This is a genomic window from Echinicola jeungdonensis (assembly GCF_030409905.1).
Lineage (GTDB): Bacteria > Bacteroidota > Bacteroidia > Cytophagales > Cyclobacteriaceae > Echinicola > Echinicola jeungdonensis.
In genome coordinates, this window is record NZ_JAUFQT010000001.1 from 93,218 (window position 1) to 117,520 (window position 24,303).

Annotated in this window: 22 protein-coding genes and 1 tRNA gene; 19 read left to right on the forward strand and 4 right to left on the reverse strand. The window is 39.7% G+C overall.

Annotated elements, in window-relative coordinates; translation table 11 throughout:
- Positions 1-333: 333 nt before the first annotated feature.
- Positions 334-1,044, reverse strand: a complete 711-nt coding sequence (locus tag QWY93_RS00430) for a DsbA family oxidoreductase (protein WP_290246222.1) — start codon at positions 1,042-1,044, stop codon at positions 334-336.
- Between the two features lie 200 nt (positions 1,045-1,244).
- Positions 1,245-1,418 carry a hypothetical protein gene (locus QWY93_RS00435; protein ID WP_290246223.1) on the reverse strand — a complete coding sequence of 58 codons (174 nt, stop codon included), beginning with the start codon at positions 1,416-1,418 and terminating at the stop codon, positions 1,245-1,247.
- Between the two features lie 1,173 nt (positions 1,419-2,591).
- On the opposite strand from QWY93_RS00435, the gene QWY93_RS00440 reads away from it, so the two are divergent.
- The 10 genes from QWY93_RS00440 (at position 2,592) to dprA (ending at position 12,647) form a co-directional block, all read left to right on the forward strand.
- Positions 2,592-3,269, forward strand: coding sequence for a GNAT family N-acetyltransferase (locus tag QWY93_RS00440; RefSeq protein WP_290246224.1), 678 nt, complete (start codon positions 2,592-2,594; stop codon positions 3,267-3,269).
- 1 nt (position 3,270) lies between these two features.
- On the forward strand, positions 3,271-4,470 hold the full coding sequence (locus tag QWY93_RS00445; protein ID WP_290246225.1) for an argininosuccinate synthase: 1,200 nt from the start codon (positions 3,271-3,273) through the stop codon (positions 4,468-4,470).
- A complete protein-coding gene (argC, locus tag QWY93_RS00450) occupies positions 4,463-5,431 on the forward strand; it encodes an N-acetyl-gamma-glutamyl-phosphate reductase (RefSeq protein WP_290246226.1) in 969 nt (322 codons plus the stop codon). Before QWY93_RS00445 ends, argC begins: the two co-directional genes overlap by 8 nt.
- A 12-nt stretch (positions 5,432-5,443) precedes the next feature.
- Entirely contained in the window at positions 5,444-6,589 is a 1,146-nt protein-coding gene (locus QWY93_RS00455; RefSeq protein ID WP_290246227.1) for an aspartate aminotransferase family protein, read from the forward strand.
- A gap of 19 nt (positions 6,590-6,608) precedes the next feature.
- Positions 6,609-7,550, forward strand: a complete 942-nt coding sequence (locus QWY93_RS00460; RefSeq protein WP_290246229.1) for a Rossmann-fold NAD(P)-binding domain-containing protein — start codon at positions 6,609-6,611, stop codon at positions 7,548-7,550.
- 20 nt (positions 7,551-7,570) lie between these two features.
- The gene (gene argB / locus QWY93_RS00465; RefSeq protein ID WP_290246230.1) at positions 7,571-8,371 is read left to right on the forward strand and encodes an acetylglutamate kinase; all 801 of its coding nucleotides are present in this window, start codon (positions 7,571-7,573) and stop codon (positions 8,369-8,371) included.
- 28 nt (positions 8,372-8,399) lie between these two features.
- Positions 8,400-9,455 carry a M20 family metallo-hydrolase gene (locus QWY93_RS00470; protein WP_290246231.1) on the forward strand — a complete coding sequence of 352 codons (1,056 nt, stop codon included), beginning with the start codon at positions 8,400-8,402 and terminating at the stop codon, positions 9,453-9,455.
- Positions 9,456-9,667: 212 nt separating this feature from the next.
- Positions 9,668-11,002 carry an argininosuccinate lyase gene (argH, locus tag QWY93_RS00475; RefSeq protein ID WP_290246232.1) on the forward strand — a complete coding sequence of 445 codons (1,335 nt, stop codon included), beginning with the start codon at positions 9,668-9,670 and terminating at the stop codon, positions 11,000-11,002.
- 186 nt (positions 11,003-11,188) lie between these two features.
- Positions 11,189-11,557 (forward strand): MerR family transcriptional regulator, encoded by a 369-nt coding sequence (locus QWY93_RS00480; RefSeq protein ID WP_290246233.1) that lies wholly within the window; start codon positions 11,189-11,191, stop codon positions 11,555-11,557.
- Positions 11,523-12,647, forward strand: a complete 1,125-nt coding sequence (gene dprA / locus QWY93_RS00485) for a DNA-processing protein DprA (protein WP_290246234.1) — start codon at positions 11,523-11,525, stop codon at positions 12,645-12,647. The genes QWY93_RS00480 and dprA overlap by 35 nt, the downstream gene beginning before the upstream one ends.
- A 69-nt stretch (positions 12,648-12,716) precedes the next feature.
- On the opposite strand, the gene QWY93_RS00490 is transcribed toward dprA, so the two are convergent.
- Entirely contained in the window at positions 12,717-13,562 is an 846-nt protein-coding gene (locus QWY93_RS00490; protein WP_290246235.1) for a hydroxymethylglutaryl-CoA lyase, read from the reverse strand.
- 250 nt (positions 13,563-13,812) lie between these two features.
- On the opposite strand from QWY93_RS00490, the gene QWY93_RS00495 reads away from it, so the two are divergent.
- The 8 genes from QWY93_RS00495 to QWY93_RS00530 all read left to right on the forward strand — a co-directional run bounded on the left by QWY93_RS00495 (position 13,813) and on the right by QWY93_RS00530 (position 22,620).
- Complete coding sequence (locus QWY93_RS00495; protein WP_290246236.1) at positions 13,813-14,775, forward strand: NAD(P)-dependent alcohol dehydrogenase; 963 nt, start codon at positions 13,813-13,815, stop codon at positions 14,773-14,775.
- A 329-nt stretch (positions 14,776-15,104) separates the two neighbouring features.
- Positions 15,105-15,605: a YybH family protein gene (locus tag QWY93_RS00500; RefSeq protein ID WP_290246237.1), complete on the forward strand. Its 501-nt coding sequence runs from the start codon at positions 15,105-15,107 to the stop codon at positions 15,603-15,605.
- A 217-nt stretch (positions 15,606-15,822) separates the two neighbouring features.
- Positions 15,823-16,188 (forward strand): nuclear transport factor 2 family protein, encoded by a 366-nt coding sequence (locus QWY93_RS00505; RefSeq protein ID WP_290246238.1) that lies wholly within the window; start codon positions 15,823-15,825, stop codon positions 16,186-16,188.
- Positions 16,189-16,341: 153 nt separating this feature from the next.
- A complete protein-coding gene (locus tag QWY93_RS00510; RefSeq protein WP_290246239.1) occupies positions 16,342-18,759 on the forward strand; it encodes a YfhO family protein in 2,418 nt (805 codons plus the stop codon).
- Between the two features lie 3 nt (positions 18,760-18,762).
- Positions 18,763-19,476 carry a class I SAM-dependent methyltransferase gene (locus QWY93_RS00515; protein ID WP_290246240.1) on the forward strand — a complete coding sequence of 238 codons (714 nt, stop codon included), beginning with the start codon at positions 18,763-18,765 and terminating at the stop codon, positions 19,474-19,476.
- A gap of 22 nt (positions 19,477-19,498) precedes the next feature.
- Positions 19,499-20,371 (forward strand): glycosyltransferase family 2 protein, encoded by an 873-nt coding sequence (locus tag QWY93_RS00520; protein WP_290246241.1) that lies wholly within the window; start codon positions 19,499-19,501, stop codon positions 20,369-20,371.
- A 35-nt stretch (positions 20,372-20,406) separates the two neighbouring features.
- On the forward strand, positions 20,407-21,123 hold the full coding sequence (locus tag QWY93_RS00525; RefSeq protein ID WP_290246242.1) for an O-methyltransferase: 717 nt from the start codon (positions 20,407-20,409) through the stop codon (positions 21,121-21,123).
- A 3-nt stretch (positions 21,124-21,126) separates the two neighbouring features.
- A complete protein-coding gene (locus QWY93_RS00530; protein ID WP_290246243.1) occupies positions 21,127-22,620 on the forward strand; it encodes a lipopolysaccharide biosynthesis protein in 1,494 nt (497 codons plus the stop codon).
- 120 nt (positions 22,621-22,740) lie between these two features.
- On the opposite strand, the gene QWY93_RS00535 is transcribed toward QWY93_RS00530, so the two are convergent.
- Positions 22,741-23,130 carry a DUF302 domain-containing protein gene (locus QWY93_RS00535; protein ID WP_290246244.1) on the reverse strand — a complete coding sequence of 130 codons (390 nt, stop codon included), beginning with the start codon at positions 23,128-23,130 and terminating at the stop codon, positions 22,741-22,743.
- Positions 23,131-23,729: 599 nt separating this feature from the next.
- On the opposite strand from QWY93_RS00535, the gene QWY93_RS00540 reads away from it, so the two are divergent.
- Positions 23,730-23,853, forward strand: a tRNA-Asp gene (locus QWY93_RS00540).
- Positions 23,854-24,303 lie beyond the last annotated feature (450 nt).

A 24,303-nucleotide genomic window follows, 5' to 3' on the forward strand; every position in this document is an offset into this window, starting at 1 on the left:
GTAGGGGAAGGATTCGAACCTCCACAGGGCAGTTAGGCAAAACACGAGCTCGATATTTGCTTTGTCCTGGATTCCCCACCTCTGAGACAGAGAGGCATGTCTGCCAGTTTCAACACCCTACAGTATGCAAGCTTTTAAGCGCTTTTCGCTTTGCTTTATATTACAAATGTAATACAGGCTTACTTACGTTACAAATATAACAACAAATAAATTTATTTTTTACAGTATTCGTAATAATATAAGCAGAAAAACACAATAAAATCAATACATCAATTTCAAAACAGCCTCTAATTATCTTTTCAATAATAGCTCAGACCACTATTTATCAAGGCTTTAACATTCGCTGTCTGGGCCACAGGATTTCCCCTCTTCTTCAGGAGAAAAAGCCAAACCATCCTTTACGGATTGTTCATAAGATTTCCAGGCCGATTCAAGGGCTTGGGTAAAAGTTTCTTTAGGCTGGGCACCTGAAACACCATATTTTTGATCCATAACAAAAAACGGGACCCCTCTAACCCCAAGTTGCTGGGATTCATAGACATCATGTTTCACAGCCATTTCAAAATCAACAGAACTAAGAGCCTCCTTGGCTTTTTCGGTATCCAACCCAACCTCTTTGGCTAAACCTATCAAAGATTCCTCATCATCAATATTGGCACCTTCAGTAAAATAAGCATAAAACAACCTTTCTTTCATCTCATCACCCTTTCCGGACAGTTTTGCAAACTGCAATAGTCTATGTGCAACTTTAGGATTGGCCACAACCACTTTATCAAAATCATAATCCAAGCCCTCTTCCTTAGCCATTTCAGCCACATGGTTACCGGCTTCCCTGGCTTCTTCCACACTCATCCCTTTAGTTTCAGCCAAATATTGGGCAATGTTCATTACCGGATCAGTTTTCATATCAGGGTTCAACAAAAAGCTTTTCCATTCCACTTCAACCTTATTTTTGTGTGGAAATTCCTCTAAAGCAGCTTCCAATCTGCGTTTGCCTATATAGCAAAATGGACACATGATGTCCGACCAAATTTCTATTTTCATATGATTTTTAATTATCTTACCTGATCAAACAAATACAGGAAATTTGAGTTCAAAAGTAAAACAAAAAACCAAGGAATGTCCTTCCTGTGCCATGGAAGTTGACGAAAAAGCCAAAGTATGCCCTATCTGTCAATATGAATTTCCCCAAAGGAATCCCATTTACCAATGGGTAGCTATCCTTCTGGTGATAGCGTTTATTATTATGCTGATATTATAGAAAAAGCTGGGCCAGCTTTTCCACCAGGGCCAGCTTTTTCCAAACTATTAATTCTCAAAAAGGAGACCAAACAGCCCCTTACCTTATATATCTCCAAGTGCTCCTTAAGGGATTCCACAGCTTCCAGGTGGTTGATGGCCTCCAAATGTTCACGCATGGATTTTCCCCCAATGGTGGTCCCCCATGGACTACTAAATGGGTTTCTTGGAAAGTCCAGGTGTTCCCCTCAATGTGATTGCTTTCAAAGGTTTAAGCCACCTTAAAATACTCCTTCATTTTTTGGACTTGTGTAGTTCCAAGAGGCGGTTTCTTTGCCAATTTTTTTTTACATCAATTTGTCTAAGTTTATCAAGGACATCACCTGGGATTTTGTGCATGACCATAGCTTTTTTACTGTCCAGGTACTCCACCCTGCATTCTGCTAAAGCCAAGATCACCGCAGCATCTACCTCCTACTCCACCAACTTAAGCACTTTTTCAGCCAGCCAAGGCTTCCGTAATTCATCATTAGGAACCTGATAAGCCTCTGCCAAGTCTTTTAGGTTCTACTCGGAAGGAAGCCGCTTTTCCCCTTCAAATTTACTGATCTAACCTTCATCCACACCAGAAAGCTTTACCGGTTCCACAATGGTAAGCCCTCTTCTTTCTCTAGCATTCAATAAAGCTTCAATAAGTTTCATGACCTATTTGACTTTTTATTTATTGAAATTCTTAATCAATTTTAAAACAATAGAAAGCAAACACCTGATTTTCAACCCATTTACCTCTCTTTTCCCATTTAAAATTAAGAGGATTTGAACAATACAGGTAATCATCTTAAAAAAAGCCTAACCGGGGCTTTTCCATTAAGAAGATATGATCGAGAACAACATTATTAATGTTAATTCAATCAAATGAATTTGTGTTTACTTCTCTAAGGAGGGTAGTTCAGTGGAAGCCAGGTGCAAATTCTTGGACTATTTCTGAATTCTTGAAATTGAAGATACATTTGCGGGTATACATAAAAAATTAAACCTAAATATTTTGTAATTCTTCCCATAACTTTTAATATTTGTACCTCTAAATCGAAATGAGCCACTTGATCAACATAGCATCACAAAATTTTGGAATGGACATTTTATCCGTTAACAGTATTGCTATGCCTATTTTTTCACCAAGGAAGGATTTTAGGAACCTTTTCAGGGCTTAGTCCCTGTTATATTTTATGATGTCCTACGTGGATATTGCACCTAACTTTCAATTAAACTTCTTAAAATCACATTGGAGCCCAAAATTGGCCTATTTAATGGTATACGCAGCCAATTTCTGCTCCGTCGACCCGTAAAAGAACATGGTAAAAAATCAATTTATCATACAACCTGCAGGAGTGCAGCACTGTAAATATGCTCAGGAAATTGTAGATGAGATGGCTTTATCTGCCCAGGCAAGAGGAACCGGTATTGCTAAACGATCTCCAGACTACATTATCCAAAAGATGATGGAAGGAAAAGCTGTTATTGCTTTGAGCAAAGAGGGGGAATGGGCTGGATTTTGCTACATTGAAGCATGGAGTCATGGTAAATTTGTGGCCAACTCGGGATTAATAGTTTCTCCCAATTTCAGAAAATGTGGCTTGGCAAGAGAAATAAAAAATGCTGTTTTCAAACTCAGCCGAAGCAAATACCCTAATGCCAAAATCTTTGGTCTTACTACGGGTGCTGCTGTGATGAAGATCAATTCCGAATTAGGTTATGTCCCCGTAAGTTATTCGGACCTGACTGATGACGAAGATTTTTGGAAAGGCTGCCAAAGTTGTGTCAATTATGAAATCCTGAAAAGCAAAAACCGTCAAAACTGTCTTTGCACGGCTATGTTATATGTACCCAAGGAAAAAAAGAATAAAAAGGATATAGCCCTGCGTAATAATTTCAAGAAGAACCTTAACCTTTTTGAACGCTTAGTAAGAATGAAGCGTGCGGTATTTCTGAAACTAAAAAAAAAGACCAATAGAACGTTAGAAATTATATAAAATGAAAAAAGTTGTTTTAGCATACAGCGGTGGGCTGGACACCACTTTTTGCGCCATCCACCTTTCCAAAGAAAAAGGCTATGAAGTACATGCCGTTTTGGTCAACACCGGAGGATTCAGTGAAGAGGAATTAAAAGCCACCGAAGAACGGGCTGCCAAATTGGGAATTGCCTCTTTTGAGGTCCTGGACGTAACCCAAACCTATTATCAGGAAGTCATCAAATACCTGGTTTTTGGCAATGTCCTTAAAAATCAAACTTATCCACTTTCTGTAAGTGCTGAAAGAATTCTTCAGGCCAAAGCTTTGGCCGAATATGCTAAAAAAATTGGCGCTAAGGCCGTTGCTCATGGAAGTACAGGAGCTGGAAATGATCAAGTACGTTTTGATATGATTTTCCAAACTATTCTTCCAGAAGCAGAAATCATCACTCCTATCAGGGATTTGAAGTTGAGCAGGGAAGCTGAAATCGAATACCTGAAAAAGCATGGAGTGGAAATGAACTTCGAAAAAGCAGCTTACTCCATCAATAAAGGTATCTGGGGAACCTCCGTGGGAGGTAAGGAAACCTTGACTTCTGGAGATACTTTACCAGAAGAAGCCTACCCTACCCAACTTAGCAAAACTGTACCTGAAAACATCACTCTTCAGTTTGAATCTGGAGAACTTAAGGGAGTTAATGGTAAAAAGTTTAAAAACCCGGTTGAAGCCATTTTAGAAGTTCAAAAATTGGCTGACCCTTATGCTATTGGCCGTGACATCCACGTGGGAGACACTATCATTGGTATTAAAGGGCGCGTTGGTTTTGAGGCAGCTGCTCCATTAATTATCATCAAAGCTCACCAACTTTTGGAAAAACACACTTTGACCAAATGGCAATCTTTCTGGAAAAACCAATTGGCAGAATTCTATGGCAATCATCTCCATGAAGGCCATTATTTGGATCCAGTAATGAGAAACCTGGAAGCTTTCCTTCAGGATACCCAGACATTCGTTTCCGGTGAGGTAAAAGTTGCTTTACAGCCTTATAGGTTCCAATTGATCGGAATTGACTCTAAACATGACTTGATGTCAGCTAAATTTGGAAGCTATGGTGAAATGAACAAGGGGTACACCGCTGAGGACGTGAAAGGATTCACCAAAATCCTGGGCAACCAAACCGCCATTTTCCATAAAGTGAATCAAACCTTAGAAAATGAATAAAATCAAAACCGCCATCATTGGCGCAGCAGGATATACGGGTGGGGAATTGCTTAGAATCCTAATTCACCACCCCAATTGCGAACTTGTTTATATTCACAGCAATAGCCAAAAAGGAAAAAGATTAGAAGAAGTACATCCCGACTTAATTGGTGAATCTGACCTAGTCTTTACCGATAAAGTGGAAACCAAAGGCTTGGATGCTGTATTTTTGGGCTTGCCTCATGGCCAGGCCAAGTTATTTTTGGAAGAAAACACATTTGATAAAAACACAGTGGTCATAGACCTAAGTACTGATTTCCGTGATGAATCCAATGGTTTTATCTATGGCCTTCCAGAAGTTAATGCCGAAAAAGCCAAAGGAGCCAAACGCATTGCCAATCCCGGTTGTTTTGCCACTGGAATCCAATTGGCATTAGCACCTGCCATTAAAGCAGACCTGGCAAAAAAAGACATCCACATTACGGGAATTACAGGCAGTACCGGAGCTGGTAAAAAGCTTGCTGAAACTTCTCATTTCAGCCAAAGAAACCAAAATGTATCGGTTTACAAGCTTTTCACCCACCAGCACCTTAAGGAAATCAAACAGACATTTGGGCAGTTGAAAGCCGGATTTGACCAAAACATTCTTTTTGTTCCTTACCGTGGCAATTTTACCAGAGGAATTTGGATCACGGCATATTTTCCTTTTGAAGGCACTTTGGAAGAGGCATATAAAGTTTATAAAGACTTTTATAAAGATGCTGCTTTCACCCATGTTTCCGAAAAGGACATTGACCTCAAACAAGTGGTCAGCACCAACAAATGCATAGTACATTTGAAAAAAGAAGCCGGGCAATTGGTCGTTTATTCAGCCATTGACAATTTGCTGAAAGGGGCCTCAGGCCAAGCGGTCCAAAATTATAACCTGGCCTTTGGGCTGGATGAAAAAGAAGGTTTAAAACTCAAAAGCATTGCTTTTTAATAGAACGAAAAAATGAAACCATTTGATGTTTATCCCTTGATCGATATTACTCCGGTAAAAGCATCCGGTGCAAAAATCTGGGATGATCAAGGCACTGAATATTTGGACCTATATGGTGGGCATGCTGTTATTTCCATTGGACACAGCCATCCTCATTATACCAAAAGAATCAAAGAACAATTGGACAACATCGCATTTTATTCCAATTCTGTCCAGATTCCTCTCCAAAAAGAACTTTCAAAAAAGTTGGGTGAGCTATCGGAATACCCTGATTATGACCTATTTCTTTGTAATTCTGGTGCCGAAGCCAATGAAAATGCTCTGAAACTGGCCTCTTTTGAAACCGGAAAAAAAGGCTTTATTTCTTTTTCCAAGGGTTTTCATGGTAGGACATCAGGAGCAGTGGCATTAACCGATAACCCCAAGATCATAGCCCCTTTTAACCAGCATGATCATGTTCATATCCTTCCATTTGGAGATTTGGAAGCTGTGGAAAAACAATTGAAAGAAGGGGAAATTGCCGGAATCATTGTGGAAGGTATTCAGGGAATTGGTGGCATACAGGTCCCTGATCCTGCTTTCTTGAATGGTTTGTCCCGTCTTTCCCAGGAATACGGGGCCAAGCTGATTCTTGATGAGGTACAATCCGGCTATGGTCGAACTGGTAAATTCTTTGCCCACCAATGGGTAGAAGGATTGAAACCAGCCCTGATCACAGTTGCCAAAGGTATGGGCAACGGCTTCCCAATTGGAGGAGTTTTGATCAGTCCGGAATTCAAAGCTTCCCATGGACTTTTGGGCACTACCTTTGGGGGGAACCATTTGGCCTGTGCAGCTGCTTTGGCTGTTTTGGAAGTTATTGAGGAGGAAAACCTGATCCAATCTTCGTTGGAAAACGGGGAATTCCTGATCAAGGAATTGGAAAAAATTGAAGGAGTCACCGAAGTAAGAGGTAAAGGGCTTATGATAGGGTTTGACATGGACAGGCAGGCCGCCCCTGTAAGAAAGGCCCTGATTCATGAATACAAGACTTTTACAGGAAGCTCCTCAGGTAAAAACACCATTAGATTATTGCCTCCATTAAATATTGATCAAAAAGCCTTAACTTTATTTCTTCAAAATTTAACTTCCATTTTAGCTGCTAAAACAGTCCAATAATCTAGAATTTATTTTCATAATGAAATACTACACCCAATTTGAAAACAAAAGCCTCGCTGATCAATTAATTCAGAAAGCCCTTGAATACAAGCAGCATCCTTTATTGGATAAAAATCTTGGCGCAGGAAAAAGAATTGGTTTACTTTTTTTAAATCCCAGCCTTAGAACAAGAGTCAGCACCCAAATTGCTGCTTCCAACCTGGGCATGGAACCCATTGTTCTCAATATGGATAAAGAAAGTTGGGCCCTTGAAATGAGGGATGGGGTCATTATGAATCAGAATAAAGTGGAGCATATAAAGGATGCTGCAGGAGTATTAGGAAGCTATTTTGATGTATTGGCCTTGAGGGCATTTCCAACTTTGACTGACAAAGGGGAAGATTCTGAGGATTATATTCTTCATCAATTTATCAAGCATAGTGGGCTACCCGTGGTCAGTCTAGAATCAGCCATCCGGCACCCTCTTCAAAGTTTGGCTGATATGATCACCATAAATGAGCACAAAAAATCAGAAAAACCTAAAGTGGTTTTAACCTGGGCTCCTCATATAAAAGCCATCCCCCATGCAGTTGGCAATTCTTTTGCTGAATGGTCGGTGGGATGCGGCCATGATGTGACCATTACCCATCCGGAGGGATATGAGCTGGATGAAAGGTTTACCCAGGGAGCAAATATCGAATATGACCAAGAAAAGGCATTGGCAGATGCTGATTTTGTATATGTCAAAAACTGGAGTGCCTTTAATGATTATGGCAAAATTTTATGTACTGATGAATCCTGGATGTTGACGGAGCAAAAGCTAATAAATGCCCCACAGGCAAAAGTGATGCACTGTTTACCTGTAAGGAGAAATGTAGAACTGTCTGATGAAATATTGGATGGGGAGCGGAGTTTGGTTCAATTTCAGGCCAAAAACCGGATATTTGCGGCTCAGTCCGTTTTGAGTGCGATCATTAAATAACATCTATATCAATCCTCAGGATGAAAATCAGTATTGTAAAAATTGGAGGTAATGTTATCGACGACCCTGAAAAACTGGAAGAATTCCTTTCCCTTTTTTCAAGATTGGAAGGTAAAAAAATTCTTGTCCATGGGGGTGGAGTCATGGCCTCGAAATTTGGCGAAAGCTTGGGCATCAAACCACAAATGGTGGATGGCAGGAGGATTACCGATAAGGAAACTCTGGAAGTCGTGACCATGGTCTATGCAGGCTTGATCAATAAAAATATTGTAGCCAAACTACAAGCTAGAGAACAGGATGCCATGGGACTCACCGGAGCAGATGGCAATTTGATCCGATCCGAAAAAAGGCCTGTCAAGGACATTGATTACGGTTTTGTAGGAGATGTAAAAGAGGTAAACACAAATTTAATTGAATTATTGCTGGCGGAAAATATTGTACCTGTAGTTGCTGCCATCACCCATGATCAAAGAGGTTTGTTGCTTAACACCAATGCGGATACAATAGCCTCTGAAATAGCCACTTCATTGGCCCAAAAACATACAGTAAACCTTTATTTCTGCTTTAATAAAGCTGGGGTACTTATTGACGAAAACAATGACAGTTCCGTAGTTCCCCTGATCAATGAGGATGTGTATGATGAACTGAAGAGGGAAAAAGTAATTCACTCAGGAATGATCCCCAAATTGGACAATGCTTTTAATGCCCTATATAAAGGTGTCAATAATGTTTGGCTGGGAAAAGCCGAGAACCTGGTGCTTGCTGCCAAAGGAAAGAGTGCAGGAACCAGCTTCGAAAAACACCGTTATGACCTCTATTGAAAATCTTAATTAACCCAATATATATTTCATGAACCTTAAGGAAGAAGCCATCTCCCTTCTCCAGCAATTGATAGAAACCCCTTCCCTTAGCCGGGAAGAAGGTGATACCGCTCAATTGTTGGCCGATTTTTTTTCTCAAAAAGGAATTGAGGTAAACCAAAAGACAAACAACATCTGGGTTACCAACAAACATTTTGATGCCAGCAAACCCAGTATTCTTTTAAATTCTCACCACGACACTGTAAAACCTAACAATGGTTATACAAAAGACCCTTTCAAAGCCATAATAGAAAATGGTAAACTATATGGGTTGGGAAGTAATGATGCAGGGGGGTGTTTGGTCAGCCTCATTGCTGCATTCACCCACTTTTACAATAAAAAACTTCCTTATAACCTGATTTTGGCAGCAACTGCTGAGGAAGAAGTCAGTGGAAAAAACGGGATTGCATCCATTTTGGAGGATTTGCCTGATATCGAATTGGCCATTGTGGGCGAACCTACCTTATTGGATTTGGCCGTTGCCGAAAAAGGCTTGATGGTCATCGATGCCACAGTAAAGGGAAAAGCAGGCCATGCAGCTAGGAATGAGGGTATCAATGCCCTTTATGAAGCCTTACCGGACCTTAATACCATCAAAGATTTCAAATTTAAGCGGGTTTCAGATTACTTGGGAGAAAGTAAAGTTTCAGCCACCATTATCCAGGCTGGAAGCCAGCACAATGTGGTTCCAGACCTATGCACTTATACCCTGGATGTAAGAATAACGGATAGTTATACCCTTCAGGAAGCTTTGGATGAACTTAAGGAAGTCCTAAAGGCGGACCTACAACCCAGGTCCATGCGGTTAAATTCATCAGCCCTGCCCAAGGATCATAAAATCTGGGAAGTTGCTAAAGGCATGGACCTCAAATTTTATGGAAGCCCAACCCTTTCAGATCAAGCTTTGATACCTTACCCTTCGGTCAAAATCGGCCCAGGAGATTCTGCCCGTTCCCATACCCCGGATGAATTCATTCATCTGGACGAAATCAAGCTGGGAATTGATAGGTATATTGCTATTTTGGAAGAATATTTTAGAGTTTAAAAAAGGCTGACTTAATCATTAATCTTTTCCTGAAAGGGAAATTGAAATTGTTGAAAGTAATCAGTGATCGGTTATCGGTAATCAGATATAAGAGGTTAATAAAATAATGAAGGAATTAACGGATTATGGAAATTCAAAATAAAATTAATTCGTGGTAATTCGTGTAATTATTGGACCTCTTCTAGATCACTCCTAAAAATAAAAATACAACCATGAAACTTTGGCAAAAAAACACCACCAGCACCAAGGAAGTTGAACAGTTTACCATTGGCCGGGATCCTGAATTTGACCTTGTTTTGGCTCCATTTGACATACTAGGCTCCCTAGCTCATGCTACCATGTTGGAAAGCATTGGCCTGCTGACCAAAGAAGAACTGGCTACCCTCAAAAAGGGGTTAAAAGAAATATATGAAGAAATCGAAGCCGGAACTTTTAAAATCGATCCGGGTGTGGAAGATGTGCATTCCCAGGTGGAATTTCTTTTGACCGAGAGATATGGAGATGTAGGCAAAAAACTGCATAGTGGCCGTTCCAGAAATGACCAAGTAGCTGTGGATTTGAAACTATTTTATCGTTCAGAAATTCAACAAGTACTTGAGGCCACCAAATTATTGTTTGATCTGCTGATCAATTTGGCAGAGAAACATAAAAATGACCTGATGCCAGGTTATACCCACACCCAACTGGCCATGCCTTCTTCTTTTGGCCTTTGGTTCAGCTCTCTTGCAGAATCATTGGCAGAGGATATTGAATTGTGGCAAGCAGCCTATAACCAGGCAGATAGGAATCCTCTTGGATCAGCGGCAGGTTTTGGTTCCTCATTTCCACTCAACAGGACCATGACCACTGAATTATTGGGCTTCAAGGAAATGCACTACAATGTAATCAATGCCCAAAACAACCGGGGAAAAACCGAAAAGGTAATAGCTTTTGCCATGGCTGGAATGGCAGGAACTTTAAACAGACTGGCCGATGATACCATTATTTTTATGAACCAGCATTTTGGTTTTGTAAAGTTCCCGGACAATCTGACCACTGGTTCCAGCATTATGCCCCATAAGAAAAACCCTGATGTTTTTGAATTGATCCGGGCCAAGTGCAACCAAATTCAAAGCGGTCCCCAGAATATCATGATGCAAATGACCAATACCACAACAGGGTATCACCGGGATTTGCAGTTGTTGAAAGAAACCACTTTCCCTGATTTTGAAAAATTGAGGGATTGCATTGAAATCACCCGGTTTATGCTGGAAAATGTGGAAGTTAAATCCGGCTTATTGAAGGATTCCTTTTACAAACACCTATTCAGTGTGGAAGAAGTTAACCGCCTTGTTTTGGAAGGTATGCCCTTCCGTGATGCCTATAAAAAAGTTGGTTTGGACATAGAAAGCGACAATTTCAAACCCGAACATTCCGTTAATCATACACATGAGGGAAGTATTGGGCAATTGTGCCTTGACAAAATACAGGAAAAAATGGACAAGGCCCTGGCAGCATTCAGCTTTGGCCACATTGAAAATCAGTATCAGAAATTGTTGGAGAAATAAAGATATTAGATTTTAGATTCAAATTTTGGGTAAGATAGAAGAAAATGGGAGGTATTGCTTTACCTGACAAAATCTCCCATTGTGACATCTTTGGTTCAATTAAGGCAAAAAGAATTACTAAAAACCATCCCCCTTTGTCAACTTTCTTAGAAATTCCTTATTTTAAGACTCAAATATTTTGTAGCGGTGCCATATAAAGAAAGAGAAATAGAAAAGAAATATTATTCCATTGGAGAAGTCGCGGAAAAGTTCAGTGTCGCAACCTCTTTGATCCGCTATTGGGAAGGTGAATTTGATATCATCAAACCCAAAAAGGACAAAAAAGGCAATCGCAGGTTTACCAAAGATGACATCGAAAAGATTGGCTTGATTTTTCACTTGGTAAAAGAAAAAGGTTATACCCTACAAGGCGCTCAGGAAATCATCAAAAAAGATCAGTACGAGATCAGTGACAAAGCGGGTATGGTCAATCGCTTAAATCAGATCAAAAGTTTTTTAATTGAAATTCGAGACCAATTGAATGTCGGAGAACAAGGAGGAAACACTACTTTATAATATTGCCCTCAGCCTAATTCCCAATTTAGGGCCCTATGCCTTCAAAAACATCATCAGTTATTGTGGTTCCGCTCAGCATTTTTTGACCATGCCCGCTGGAAAAGCTGCCAAAATTCCCGGAATTGGCCTCAAATTATTGGAGGGTAGGAAGAAAAAAGACCAATATCTAAAAAAGGCTGAGGAGATCATTAACGATACCCATATCAATGACCTTCAAATCCATACCTACATGGAAAAAAGCTACCCTTCCCGTCTAAAATCATTTGTGGATGCTCCGGTTTTGCTGTTTTCTAAAGGCCAAATGGATCTCAACCCACCGAAGACCATTGGCATCGTGGGCACTCGAAATGCCTCGGAATATGGAAAAAATATTACCCGTAAAATTGTGGAAGACCTTGCGCCTTACAAGCCCACCATAATCAGTGGTTTGGCTTATGGCATAGACATTGAATCTCATCGGGCAGCTTTAATAAATGAGCTTCCCACTATTGGTGTGCTTGGAGCTTCCCTGGATAATATCTACCCTGCCCCCCATAAAGTAACTGCCCAATCCATGATGGCAAATGGAGGCTTGCTTACCGAGTACAAAATGGGAACTAATATCCATGCAAAAAATTTCCCCGCCAGAAACCGCATTATCGCAGCCCTTTCCGATGCTTTAATTGTAGTGGAAGCGGCCAAAAAAGGTGGGGCATTGATCACGGCTGAGATTTCTCATAGTTATAACCGTGAGGTGTTCGCCGTCCCCGGTAATTTGCAGAATACTTACAGTGAAGGCTGCAATAACCTGATCCGTAACATGAAAGCGGGAATTTATATGGGAGCCAAGGATATTGAAGAAGCGCTATCCTGGACAAAAGAAAAAGAAGGTTCAATTCATGGAAAAGCCAATAAAAAAATTAATCTCAGCCAATTCTCACCATCAGAAAAAACCATCCTCCAAACCCTATCAGATGCCCAATCCCTGGAAATCGACCGGCTAAGCTGGCAAACCCAAATTCCGGTATCCCAACTCGCCTCCCTCCTGCTTAACCTGGAATTCCAAGGTCTGGTCAAATCCTTACCCGGTAAAAAATATTCTATTATTTAACTCCTCGTGCCCTGCCGGTCGGAATTTTCAATACCTTGCAAATTCATTTGCGTCCATTGCGGTAAAAATTCACCCAAATACAAAATCGGCCAACTTCATCGCTTCCACTAACTCTTCCTTGTTCAAGCCCAGATCATAACCATTCTTTTCCAGCACCCTGATCATTTCTTCTGTAGCTACGTTACCTACCAATTCATCCTTGGCCATAGGGCATCCCCCAAATCCCTTGAGTGCGCCATCAAACCTTTGGCAGCCTCCTTTTAACCCTGCTTCAATTTTTGCGGCAATTGTTTCAGGACGGCTGTGGAAATGTGCCCCAAATTCAATATCAGGATAGGCTTGAATATTAGTTAAAAATAGTTTTTCGATCAATTCAGGTTCAGCTACCCCAATAGTATCAGAAAGGGCTATAATTTTGATACCCAGCTCATCCAATTTCCCCACAAATTCAGCCACAATTCCTGTTGAAAATGCTTCCCCATAGGGATTGCCAAAACCCATGCTCAAATAAGTCACCAAGGTCCTGCCCTTGGTTTCACATAGATTTTGAATATCCTCCACTATTTCCAAAGCTTCAGAAATACTTTTATTGGTATTGCGTTTTTGGAAGGTTTCAGAAATGGAAAGAGGAAAACCTAAATAATCAATTTCCTCAAAATCCAAAGCATCTTCAGCTCCCCTTTTATTGGCCACAATAGCCAAGAGTTTTGATTTGGAATGATAAAGGTCCAATAGGTCCAATAACTCAGCCGTATCCCGCATTTGGGGCATAGCCTTGGGACTGACAAAGCTTCCAAAATCCACCGTATCGAAACCAACTTCCAATAATTGGTTGATATAAGCTGCCTTGATTGCGGTATCAATAAATTCTGTCCTCCCCTGCATGGCATCCCTTGGGCATTCGATGATCTTCATGGTAAAATAATTATTTCTGAAAAATCGGTTTCCGAAGGTAAAAAATTTATAGTGATTTTTAGGGTCGCTATCATTTTATCCTTGCATGGTCCAAGTCTGGAGACATGGCCCAGTACATAACCGGTCTTCGAACTAAAAATAAGGTCTCCTTAAAAAATTGCTCTTATATAAACTTTTTATACCCAAAAACCTTAATTTTATTTATCCCAACCCGAAAAAAGATCCTATATCAATTCCCATTTTTCCCGAAATGAAAGCTGCTACCCATTCCCAATATGGCCCACCAGAAGTTTTAAAAATTGTTGATATCCCTCAACCACAACCTAAGCCTGGTGAAATTTTGGTTAGGGTAAAAGCCTGTACTATCAACAGGACTGATTGTGCCAACCTTTTGGCCAAACCTTTTATAATGAGGTTTTTTAACGGCCTTTTCTCACCCAGAAACCCTATTCCGGGAACTGACTTTGCTGGAATTGTTGAAGATGTGGGAAGGAATGTCAAAAAATTTAAAGTTGGAGAACGGGTTTTTGGTTTTGATGATGGCGGTCTATCCTCTCAAGCGGAATTCCTTGTGATTTCGGCAAAAAAAGCCATACACCAGATCCCTTCTAATTGTTCCTTTGATACTGCAATCGCCAGCGTGGAAGGGGCCCATTACGCTCTCAATTTTATCAATAAAGTAAAAGTCAAACCTGGTGACAAAGTTTTGATTAATGGCGGAACCGGAGCCATAGGATCAGCTTTGGTCCAATTTTCAAAAAATAAAGGAGCTATTTTAACTGCAGTATGCAGAGCGGAACATTTTGAAAAGATGAAAATTTTGGGAGCAGATAAGGTAATTGATTATACAAAAGAGGACTTCACAGAGGATAATGACCTTTATGAATATATTTTTGATTCAGTAGGAAAAAGCACTTTTTTTAAATGTAAAAAAATATTGAAAAAAACTGGTACCTACATTTCTTCTGAACTGGGGCCTTTTGTCCAAAACCCTTTCTTATCCTTTGCCACTCCTTTGGTGAAGAGAAAACAAGTCAGGTTTCCCATCCCTTTTCATCCGGAGAAAAGTCTTGAACAAATGGCCCAATTAATTCAAGAGGGAAAATTCAAACCTCTAATTGACCGTGTTTATCCTCTTGAAAAGGTCAAAGAAGCCTATGAATATGTTTTGACAGGACAAAAAGTAGGGAATGTTATTTTAAAAATGGATTAGCCAATATTTCTTTTGAAATCCCCCCTCCAATAGAGTCTCAAAACCTGGAAATAATAAAAAAAAATTCACCCCCCTCCTAAACTAACCCAAGTATCATATCCACATAAAAGCATTACGAATAATAAAAGTTGATCTTTATTATTTTCAACAAATAAAAAAGCATTTAAACCAATACATTTTAAATATAATCTAAATTGATTATTTTTATATGGATCTATGCAATATTAATTACCTATCTTAAAGGATTTCCATAATGAAACATAATTGAAATTTCGATTACGGAGAAGCCGAAAACCGATTTAGAGTAGGCAACTTTAAATAGCCTTAATATGAAAAAGTTAACAATGATTTTAACTCTTGCAGCCATTCCGTTATTGTTCGCCTCTTCTATCTCAAGTTGTAGTGAAAAAGCAGAAGAATCCGTAGAAAAAGTAGTTGAACCCACATTTGATCTGGCTACAGCCAAATCGGAAATTGTAGCTGCGAACAAGGAATTTATGGAGGCCCTTGCGGCAATGGACTCAGTGGGCTTAGCCAATTTATATACTCAAGATGCTAAGTTTATGATGACAGGTGCTCCCGCATATACCGGAAGGCAAGATATTCAGTCTGCTCTATCAGATATAATGAATTCAGGAATTACTGGTGTGGATCTTAGAACAGTTGAAGTTTGGGGAACAGAAGACATGGTTGTTGAAGAGGGAGAATACACTTTATTTGCCGAAGATTCAGAAGCAGATAAAGGAAAATATCTAGTACTCTGGAAAAAAGAAAATGGAAATTGGAAATTGCATAGAGATATTTTCAATTCAAATATGCCAGCAGAATAGTTAAATAGGACTATCCTTTAGTTGGAGATCACAAAATTTTAGGGCCAGGATTTTTTAGCTGATAATTAAAACAACCTGGCCTGTAATTTTTTTTTGGAGTTTTTATAATTATTAATTTCAATCTTTGTTATAGGAATTCCTCCCTCCATAATAAAAATATAAGTTTCAAATTATGAGGTAATCCCTGGACCAAGGTGAATCCAAAATAAATTAATCTATGGACGCCAAAAAAGTAATTTCCACTTGGTTTGACCTATGGAAGTCAGGGGATTTTTTAAAATTGCCTTTATCCGAAAATTTCATTCATACCAGCCCTTATGGCACCATTAAAGGCAAAACCCGCTACCTTCAATTGGTGGAAGCCAACAAGAACAAATTCCTCAATCACAAGTTTGAAATACATGATATCCTCCATGAGAAAGACAAGGTTTGTGTCCGTTATACAGCCATTCAGGAAAACTTTAGATTAGAAGTTAGCGAATGGCATTATGTAAAAGATGGCTTGATAGAAAAAGTGATAGCCTACTACAATATCCCAGGGGAAATCCGTGAAGACCGAAAAATTAATTTTTTAGATAAATAAGTAAAATGTTTGGGCAAGTTTCCAAACATGATTCTTTCAGGTTTAAATCTCCAGCCGGATCCCCCAATACCTTTTCAATACTCTCCTATTAGAAATCCCCATTAATTTATAATTTGCGCTTTCCTTTTGAAAACTGACCTTAAATAAATCAGCATGCAACTCAACTTTAAAAAGGAAGTTTTGCCCCACCTAATTGGTGTGGTTTCTTTTTACGTTTTGATCGTTCTTTATTTCTCCCCCATAGTTTTTGAGGGGAAAACGATTTTCCAAAATGACATTCTTCAGTGGGAAGGTTCAGCCCAGGAAATCCAGGAATTCCGGGAGGAAACCGGAGAAGAAGCCCTATGGACCAACAGTATGTTTGGTGGAATGCCCGCCTATCTCATCAACACCGAATTTCCCGGGGACATTTCAAGAACGGTTATCAGCATTTTGACTTTTGGACTCCCTCATCCCATTAATGGCTTATTTATCGGCATGGTGGGCATGTATATTCTCCTATTAGTATTTAAAGTCAGACCTGAGATATCGGTGTTGGGTTCTTGGGCTTTTGCTTTTAACACTTTTCATATGCTTAGCCTTGAGGCGGGGCACAATTCAAAAATCTGGGCCATCTGCCTGATTCCAATGATTTTGGCAGGAATCCATATGGCATTCCGGGGGAAATGGCTTTTAGGAGTTGCAGTTACAGCCATTGCCCTCATGTTGCAGATCAGGTTCAACCACCTACAAATCACATATTATACCCTGATAACCGTGCTGATCTATGCCATTGGGCAATTAATCCATTATATCAAACAACAAAAATTACCAGAGTTTGGAAAAATTGCAGGTATCCTGATCCTCGGGGGCTTGTTAGCAGTTGGAGCCAATGCAGGTAGGTTGTTGACCGTTTTGGAATATGGTGAATACTCCATCAGGGGAGAAAAAACTTTGGATACCCCAAACCAGGGAGACAGCGGTTTGAATAAGGACTACGCCTTTAGCTGGTCCCAGGGAAAACTGGAATCTATGACCCTTTTGGTGCCTAATTTCATGGGGGGAGCAAGCCAGGAAACAATTGGACAAGATTCACACAGTGCGGAAGCCTTACAGAAAAATGGCATTTCAGGAGCCCAACTCAATAACTTTATCAAATCTGCCCCCACATATTGGGGGGATCAACCATTTACAGGTGGCCCCATTTATGGCAGTGTCATCATGGTCTTCCTTTTTGTAATCGGACTCATTTATGCCCCAAAAAGGTTTCGGAATATTTTCCTGGCCATCACCATCATTTCACTGATGCTTTCCTGGGGTAAAAACTTGGCCTGGTTTAACTTCACTCTATTTGACTACCTGCCTGGATATAATAAATTCCGTGCAGTATCCATGGCTTTAGGGATCACACTTTTTGCTATTCCAGTGCTTGGCTGTCTTGGATTGGAAAGGCTCTTTGCTGACAATAACAAAAAAGCAAAAATCAAAGCCTTATTAACTGCCCTCGGCATAACAGGTGGCTTCACCTTACTATTGATCATTTTTGCTGGTGCATTTGGTTTTCAGGGGGCTGCAGATGCTAATTTCCCTGCTTGGTTGACCGAAGCTTTAAGGGAAGACCGAAAGGTGATGTTGCAAAAGGATGCTTTCCGCAGTTTGGTGTTTATTGTACTTAGCGGATTTTTGATTTACCTGGCCTTAATTGAAAAAATAAAATACCAATGGGCTGCCTTAGGCTTGGCCGTATTAGTGTTAGGGGATGTATGGACCATCAATAAAAGATACCTGAATGAGGAAAGCCTAAAAACAAGTCCCAGCAAATCCTACTTTGCCCCAAGCCCCGCGGATAAAAAGATTATGCAGGATGACGGGTATTTTAGGGTTTTGAACCTTCAAAACACATTCAAGGAGGCAAGGACCAGTTACCGTTTTAATAGCATTGGAGGCTACCATGGGGCCAAAATGAGAAGATACCAAGACCTGATAGACAGAATCCTCAGCAAAGAAATCAACCAATTTGTTCAAAAAGCCCAGGAAGGAAATTTTGACTATGAAAGCCTTTCTGCCCTGAACATGTTGAACACCAAATATATTTTGGCTGGACAAGCCGCCAATGCTGTATTCCAAAACCCCGAAGCTTATGGTCCTGCCTGGTTCCCCCAAGAAGTCTTACCGGTACAATCCAATGAAGAAGAAATTAACAAATTGGCCGATATGGATACCCGGCAACAGGCAACTGTTAATTCAGAAGAGTTTGATGCCAAAGCAGGAAAAGGAACAGTGGAGTTGACCCAATATGCCCCTAATGAGCTGCATTATCAGGCAAATGTCACCAAAGCGGGATTAGTGGTATTTTCAGAAATTTATTATCCTAAGGGGTGGAAAGCCCTTATCGATGGTAATGAAGCATCCATTATACGTACCAATTATTTATTAAGAGGTTTGATGGTGCCGGAAGGGGAACATGAAATTAAATTTAAATTTGAGCCTAAGAGTTTTCAACAGGGATCCATCCTTGCCATCATCTCCCAATATTTTATTATATTAATGCTTCTTTCTGGAATTGTAATATCATTCAAAAAGCAGGATTAGACCATGGAGGAAAAGGATAAATATATCAGCTATTATGACCAGTTTATTTCTGATAAGAAGAAGGAGGAAATTAGTCTCAGGGATCTTCATATCCTGGAGAAGCTGGTAGCTGCTGGATTAAAATCCAACCATAAGGTCTTGGATGTTGGCTGCGGACTGGGAGAATTGAGCCATTTGATAGCCCACAAAGTGAGAAATGGTCAGGTTTTGGCTGTAGATTTTAGCTCGGAGAGTATTCAAAAGGCAACAGAACTGTGGAAAAAACAGGAAAACCTGAAATTTGAAGCTACAGATTTAAGGACTTTTTATAAAAAAGGAGCCACTTTTGATTTCTTTGTTTTTTCAGATATTCTGGAACAAAACTCTCCTGACAGCCATTTCAAACTGTTTGAAAGCATCCAACGCCATGCCCATGAGCATTCCACCATCTTTATCCATTTACCAACCCCTCCCTACTCTGCCTGGAAAGCACAAAATGACCCGGAAATGCTACAAGCAGTTGAGCCTTCGGTCAATATTGGTGGATTAATTAAAAGTATTAAGGATAATGGTTTTTATCTGGAGCAGGCCACTTCTTATTCTGTGTTTTATGAGGAGTATGATTACCAATATTTTATTTTCAAACCATTAAAGGCATTGGAAAACCCCACACCTAAGGGAAAATGGACATTACAAAAAGAAAAACTCCAGTTCAACCTGAAGACCTTGCTGAGGTAAATTGCCGGCCAATTTAACTTTTATGCTAAAATACAGTGTCATCATTCCTGCCCATAATGAGGGGGAATATTTATCTGGCCTTTTGGATTCTCTGGCTGGTCAAAGCTTATTACCCCAACAAGCCATTATTGTCAATGATCATTCCTCTGATCAAACAGAAAACATCATTGACGAGTATGCAACTAAATTTCCCTGGATTTCTAAGGTTAACAGCTTAACCCAGGCATCCCGATTGCCGGGAAGTAAGGTGGTGGCTGCATTTGAAAAAGGATTGGAAAAAATTGACCAGCCATTTGACTTTATAGTCAAACTCGATGCTGACTTAATCCTTCCCCCCCAATATTTTGAAAAGGTGGCCAATGTATTTAAACAAAATCCCAAAGCCGGTATTGTTGGTGGTTTTGCATATGAATTGGAAAATGACCAATGGGAGCTTAACCATCCCATGGGAAAAGACCATGTTCGGGGAGCCTTTAAATCTTATTCCAAGAGCTGTTTTGAGAAAATGAATGGATTGAGGTGCAGCATTGGATGGGACACCATCGATGAATTACTGTGCCGTTTTCATGGATTTGAGGTCATTACCCTTCCTGAATTAAAAGTAAAACACCTCCGCCCAACCGGAAGCTCTTATTCCAAAAAAGCCAAATACCTCCAAGGCCAGGCAATGTATAAAATGCGTTACGGATTGGGCATTGCTTTCCTCTCCATGGCCAAGGTCAGTTGGAAACAAAAAAAGCCGGGCTATCTTTTAGACAGCATGCTGGGTTACCTGATGGCTTGGCTTAAAAACACGGAAAAGGCTGTCAATTCCAGGGAAGGACAATTTATAAGGGATTACCGATGGAAAAACATCTTCAAAAAGATCAGTGGGAAATCATCTGAAATTTCCTAAGTTTGGTTCCCAAAAGTCAACGGTTCATCCCCAGCATGGAAAACCCAATTATTCAAAAACTTAAAAAGGCCCAGGATCACAGTATTCTTCCCCGTCAAAACTGGAAGAGAGAAAAAAGTGATGGCATTTCCTATATTCGTTACCGGGCCTTCCGCCCCTTGATCAAAGCAGTTTTTCACATCTTCCGTTGGTGGAACAGGCCCACTCCCTGGTTTGCCCCCTCAGCTGTCAATTTTCTAAAAAACTGGCTAAATAAAGAAATGATCGGTCTGGAATTTGGAAGCGGCTCCAGTTCTAAGTTTTTTGCCCAAAGGATAAAAAAATTGGTCAGTGTTGAACATCACCAAGGTTGGCACCAACATGTATCAAAATGGTTTAAAGAGAACCAGTTGGATAATATTGAATATAAATTTATTGCCGAAAATCCTGAATTAGCCCCCAATTCTCTTCCAGCTTTTTTTAATAGATTGGGTCTTAAAAATGAGGATTATCGGTACAAAAAAGAATTTTGGAATTATTTTCATGTGGCCGATGATTACCCGGATGAACATTTTGATTTTATCTTGGTGGATGGCAGGGCAAGGGTTGCTTGCTTGCTTAATTCCCTGCCAAAATTAAAAAGCGGAGGCTTAATGATTTTAGATAATTCAGACCGTCCTGGTTACCGATTAGCATTTGAAGTCCTTAAGGATTGGGATAGGTTCACTTGTACAACTGGCCTTTCAGACACCACTTTTTGGATCAAACCATAAGAAATGGGGAAAATCAGGAAACAATCATCTCAAACTACCATTATTGCCTATGCAGGGATTTTAATTGGCTTTGTAGGTTCTGCCCTTTTGCGACCTAAAATCCTGACCGAAGGAGAGATTGGCCTGTTACAACTGGTCCTAAACACCACAGCACTCTTTGCTTCCATTTTTACTTTAGGCACTAACCTTACCACACTAAAAATGGTGCCTGAATTTAAACACAAACCTAAAAAAAGAAAGCGGTTCATCTCCTTTTCTCTTTTGGTTGGTTTGGCTGGGGCATTATTGGCCATTCCTGCTTTCCTGGGGTTAAGGAACTTTATATTTCAAACAAATGAAGGTGGTTTGGCAGGCTTTGATTATAACTGGACTTTTTTTTCCGGCGTATTAGTAGTCATAGCATTTCGGATATTCCAGTTCATCTTGGATGCTTATCTTCGCACCAACCACCAGCCGCTTCCAGGAATTATTGCAGAAAGTATACTCCAAAAGTTCCTCCCCATAATTGCTTTGGTTTTACTCTATATTGATTGGATTAGCTTCCAACAATTGGTTTATTTTAACCTGGCCATATTTATCCTTCCGGTTTCAATTTCATTTATCCTATTAAACCGGTCAAAAGCTTTTCGCCTTGGAAAACCGGGGCCATTCACCCCTTATGAGAAACAAAAAATTGCAGGTATTTCCAGCTCCGGAATATTGGAAATCCTCAGCGGAGGATTGATCCTTTATATTGATGTTTATATGGTGCAATGGCTTCTTGGTGAAGAATCGGTGGGGGTTTATACAACCTTATTCTTTTTTGGTGCGGTGATCAGTGTGCCAGCAAAAGCCCTCAGAAGAGTTTCCATTGTTACAATTTCCGAACACATTGCCCAAAGGGATTACAAAAGCATTCAATCTATTTACCAAAAAAGCAGCCAGACCTTATTGGTCATTGGTGGTTTGATATTCTTGGGAATCTGGGGAAACCGATACAGTGTGGGAGAGTATCTTGGAGAAAGTTATGCTGTAGCCTTGCCTGTTTTGCTTTTTATTGCTCTTGCCCAGTTGGTGGATAATATTACTTCAGTCAACTATCAAATCATTGCCGTATCCAGACATTATTACTATAACCTGTTTATGGGCTTTTTGACTTTGGTCCTTTTAATTGCCTCCAATTACCTTTTAATTCCCAAAATGGGGGTATCTGGGGCTGCCCTGGCTTCCCTGATCAGCATGGGCTTGATAAATTCCCTACGATACATATTTCTGAAAAAAAGGTACAATTTGACCCCTTTTACCTGGGAAAGCATCAAAACCCTGGCTATCATTGGAATTGTTTGGCTAATCATAGATTGGATACCTGATCTTGAAAACCTTTATTTCAATCTACTAGTCAAAGGAACAATTGTTCTTGCACTTTACTTGCCATTTGTCTATTTCACCAAATGTTCCCCGGATGTGAATATTGTTATGGATAAGTATTTGAGAAAGATTGGTTTAAAGAATCAATAAAATAAAAAAGTCTAAGTCCCGGGACTTAGACTTGATCTTGACAAAAGTTTTAAACTTTGGCATAATAATGGGCCAAATTTAAAACCTGAGTCATTTTAGTTATCAAACTTCCAGCCGCATTTACAGCTCTTCCACCACTTTTTGAAGATTTTCCTTCACTTTAGTTGCCACATCACCTAAGTCCTGGTTCTCCACAGCCATCATAGAAGCTACAGGATCCACTGCAGCAACTTCTACATCACCATTGTCTAATTCCTGCACCACCACATTGCAAGGCAAAAACACTCCTATTTTATCTTCTTTGGAAATGGCCTGGTGAGCAAAATTAGGGTTGCATGCGCCCAAAATTCGGTAATTTCTAAAATTCACATCAAGCTTCTTTTTAAAAGTAGCTTTTACATCAATATCAGACAGCACCCCAAATCCTTGGGACTTCAATGCATCAGTGACTTTTTCAATGGCTTTTTCAAAGGTGATATTTTTCAGGGTTTTATTATAATAATAATTCATAATTGATTTTGATTTGATTGGCTTTAAAATACAAAATCCCATCCACGATTTATGTGAAAAAGGTCACATTTCTCCTTTGATTCCAACATTGACAATACCCTAACCCAAAGAAAGAAATTGTAGACCTAAGAAAGGAAATCAGAATTCTGATTGACTTTTTTCTCCAAATGTTGTTATAAAAGGAAGTTTAACAGAAAATTGAAATTGATTAGCAGATTAAGGAGCTGAGATTATTCCTTCTTTTTTTAGCTTCCTCCCCCTATTTGGGGTATTCTTATCCATTATTAACTTGAATTTTTACCGGGATAAAAATTTTTATTTATAGATAAAATGGCTGTATCTACTTTTCACCATCTTACCTTCTAAGCTTTTCACAATTGGAGTTACCCTTTCTGAACCTCAGCTGTCTATCCAATTACCAAAAATGAAAACCAAAGTCTTTTTTTACTTCTATATTTTCATTTTCATCAATAAAAACACGTTTTTAATAAATATAATGTATATATTTTATTTGTTTGTTCAATTATTTGCAACGGAATCAAACCTATGTTACCTTTGTAATATAAAGCAAAGCGAAAAGCGCTTAAATGCTTACATACTGTAGGGTGTTGAAACTGGCAGACATGCCTCTCTGTCTCAGAGGTGGGGATTCCGGGATAAAGCAAATATCGAGCTCGTGTTTTGCCTAACTGCCCCGTGGAGGTTCGAATCCTTCCCCTACAGCTGGTTATTTTGGGTTTATTGTTAATTGACTAAAGCTATGGGTTCTGTTCATAGCTTTTTTTTTGCCTGATTTTTAAACCTTATGGGGATTTAGGGCAAATATAGAGTTTTTCTGAAGCTATTCGGTAATCGGAGCTATTCGAAATTTTTAATCCCGAATCTTGATAAGCAGAGTTTCTAATCCTGAAGATTGGAATTGGAAAAATAAAAGTAATCTTTCTCCAGGAGTTGATAGTAATTGGGCTTGAACGGAAAAGTGATGGCAGGAGTAGCACTTGTGCTGCTTAAACCAAGGGAAGGGAGTTGCTTTCTTTTCCAGGGCGTTACCTTGAGTTGAAATGATTTACCCCTCCAGTGCGGGGTTATTGTTTTTATTTTTGACACTATCAAGTTTCAACAGCTACAATGGTTTTATTTAGAAATCTTCCAATTATTAACCTTCAAACATTA

Excerpts from the sequence above, each read along its gene's own strand:
- QWY93_RS00445 (WP_290246225.1), top strand. The coding sequence starts at position 3,271 with ATGAAAAAAGTTGTTTTAGCATACAGCGGTGGGCTGGACACCACTTTT.
- QWY93_RS00470 (WP_290246231.1), top strand. The coding sequence starts at position 8,400 with ATGAACCTTAAGGAAGAAGCCATCTCCCTTCTCCAGCAATTGATAGAA.
- QWY93_RS00460 (WP_290246229.1), top strand. The coding sequence starts at position 6,609 with ATGAAATACTACACCCAATTTGAAAACAAAAGCCTCGCTGATCAATTA.
- QWY93_RS00495 (WP_290246236.1), top strand. The coding sequence starts at position 13,813 with ATGAAAGCTGCTACCCATTCCCAATATGGCCCACCAGAAGTTTTAAAA.
- argH (WP_290246232.1), top strand. The coding sequence starts at position 9,668 with ATGAAACTTTGGCAAAAAAACACCACCAGCACCAAGGAAGTTGAACAG.
- QWY93_RS00490 (WP_290246235.1), bottom strand. The coding sequence starts at position 13,562 with ATGAAGATCATCGAATGCCCAAGGGATGCCATGCAGGGGAGGACAGAA.
- QWY93_RS00430 (WP_290246222.1), bottom strand. The coding sequence starts at position 1,044 with ATGAAAATAGAAATTTGGTCGGACATCATGTGTCCATTTTGCTATATA.
- argC (WP_290246226.1), top strand. The coding sequence starts at position 4,463 with ATGAATAAAATCAAAACCGCCATCATTGGCGCAGCAGGATATACGGGT.
- QWY93_RS00510 (WP_290246239.1), top strand. The coding sequence starts at position 16,342 with ATGCAACTCAACTTTAAAAAGGAAGTTTTGCCCCACCTAATTGGTGTG.
- QWY93_RS00530 (WP_290246243.1), top strand. The coding sequence starts at position 21,127 with ATGGGGAAAATCAGGAAACAATCATCTCAAACTACCATTATTGCCTAT.
- QWY93_RS00520 (WP_290246241.1), top strand. The coding sequence starts at position 19,499 with ATGCTAAAATACAGTGTCATCATTCCTGCCCATAATGAGGGGGAATAT.
- argB (WP_290246230.1), top strand. The coding sequence starts at position 7,571 with ATGAAAATCAGTATTGTAAAAATTGGAGGTAATGTTATCGACGACCCT.
- QWY93_RS00525 (WP_290246242.1), top strand. The coding sequence starts at position 20,407 with ATGGAAAACCCAATTATTCAAAAACTTAAAAAGGCCCAGGATCACAGT.
- QWY93_RS00455 (WP_290246227.1), top strand. The coding sequence starts at position 5,444 with ATGAAACCATTTGATGTTTATCCCTTGATCGATATTACTCCGGTAAAA.
- QWY93_RS00440 (WP_290246224.1), top strand. The coding sequence starts at position 2,592 with ATGGTAAAAAATCAATTTATCATACAACCTGCAGGAGTGCAGCACTGT.
- QWY93_RS00505 (WP_290246238.1), top strand. The coding sequence starts at position 15,823 with ATGGACGCCAAAAAAGTAATTTCCACTTGGTTTGACCTATGGAAGTCA.
- QWY93_RS00535 (WP_290246244.1), bottom strand. The coding sequence starts at position 23,130 with ATGAATTATTATTATAATAAAACCCTGAAAAATATCACCTTTGAAAAA.
- dprA (WP_290246234.1), top strand. The coding sequence starts at position 11,523 with ATGTCGGAGAACAAGGAGGAAACACTACTTTATAATATTGCCCTCAGC.
- QWY93_RS00515 (WP_290246240.1), top strand. The coding sequence starts at position 18,763 with ATGGAGGAAAAGGATAAATATATCAGCTATTATGACCAGTTTATTTCT.
- QWY93_RS00435 (WP_290246223.1), bottom strand. The coding sequence starts at position 1,418 with ATGCGTGAACATTTGGAGGCCATCAACCACCTGGAAGCTGTGGAATCC.
- QWY93_RS00500 (WP_290246237.1), top strand. The coding sequence starts at position 15,105 with ATGAAAAAGTTAACAATGATTTTAACTCTTGCAGCCATTCCGTTATTG.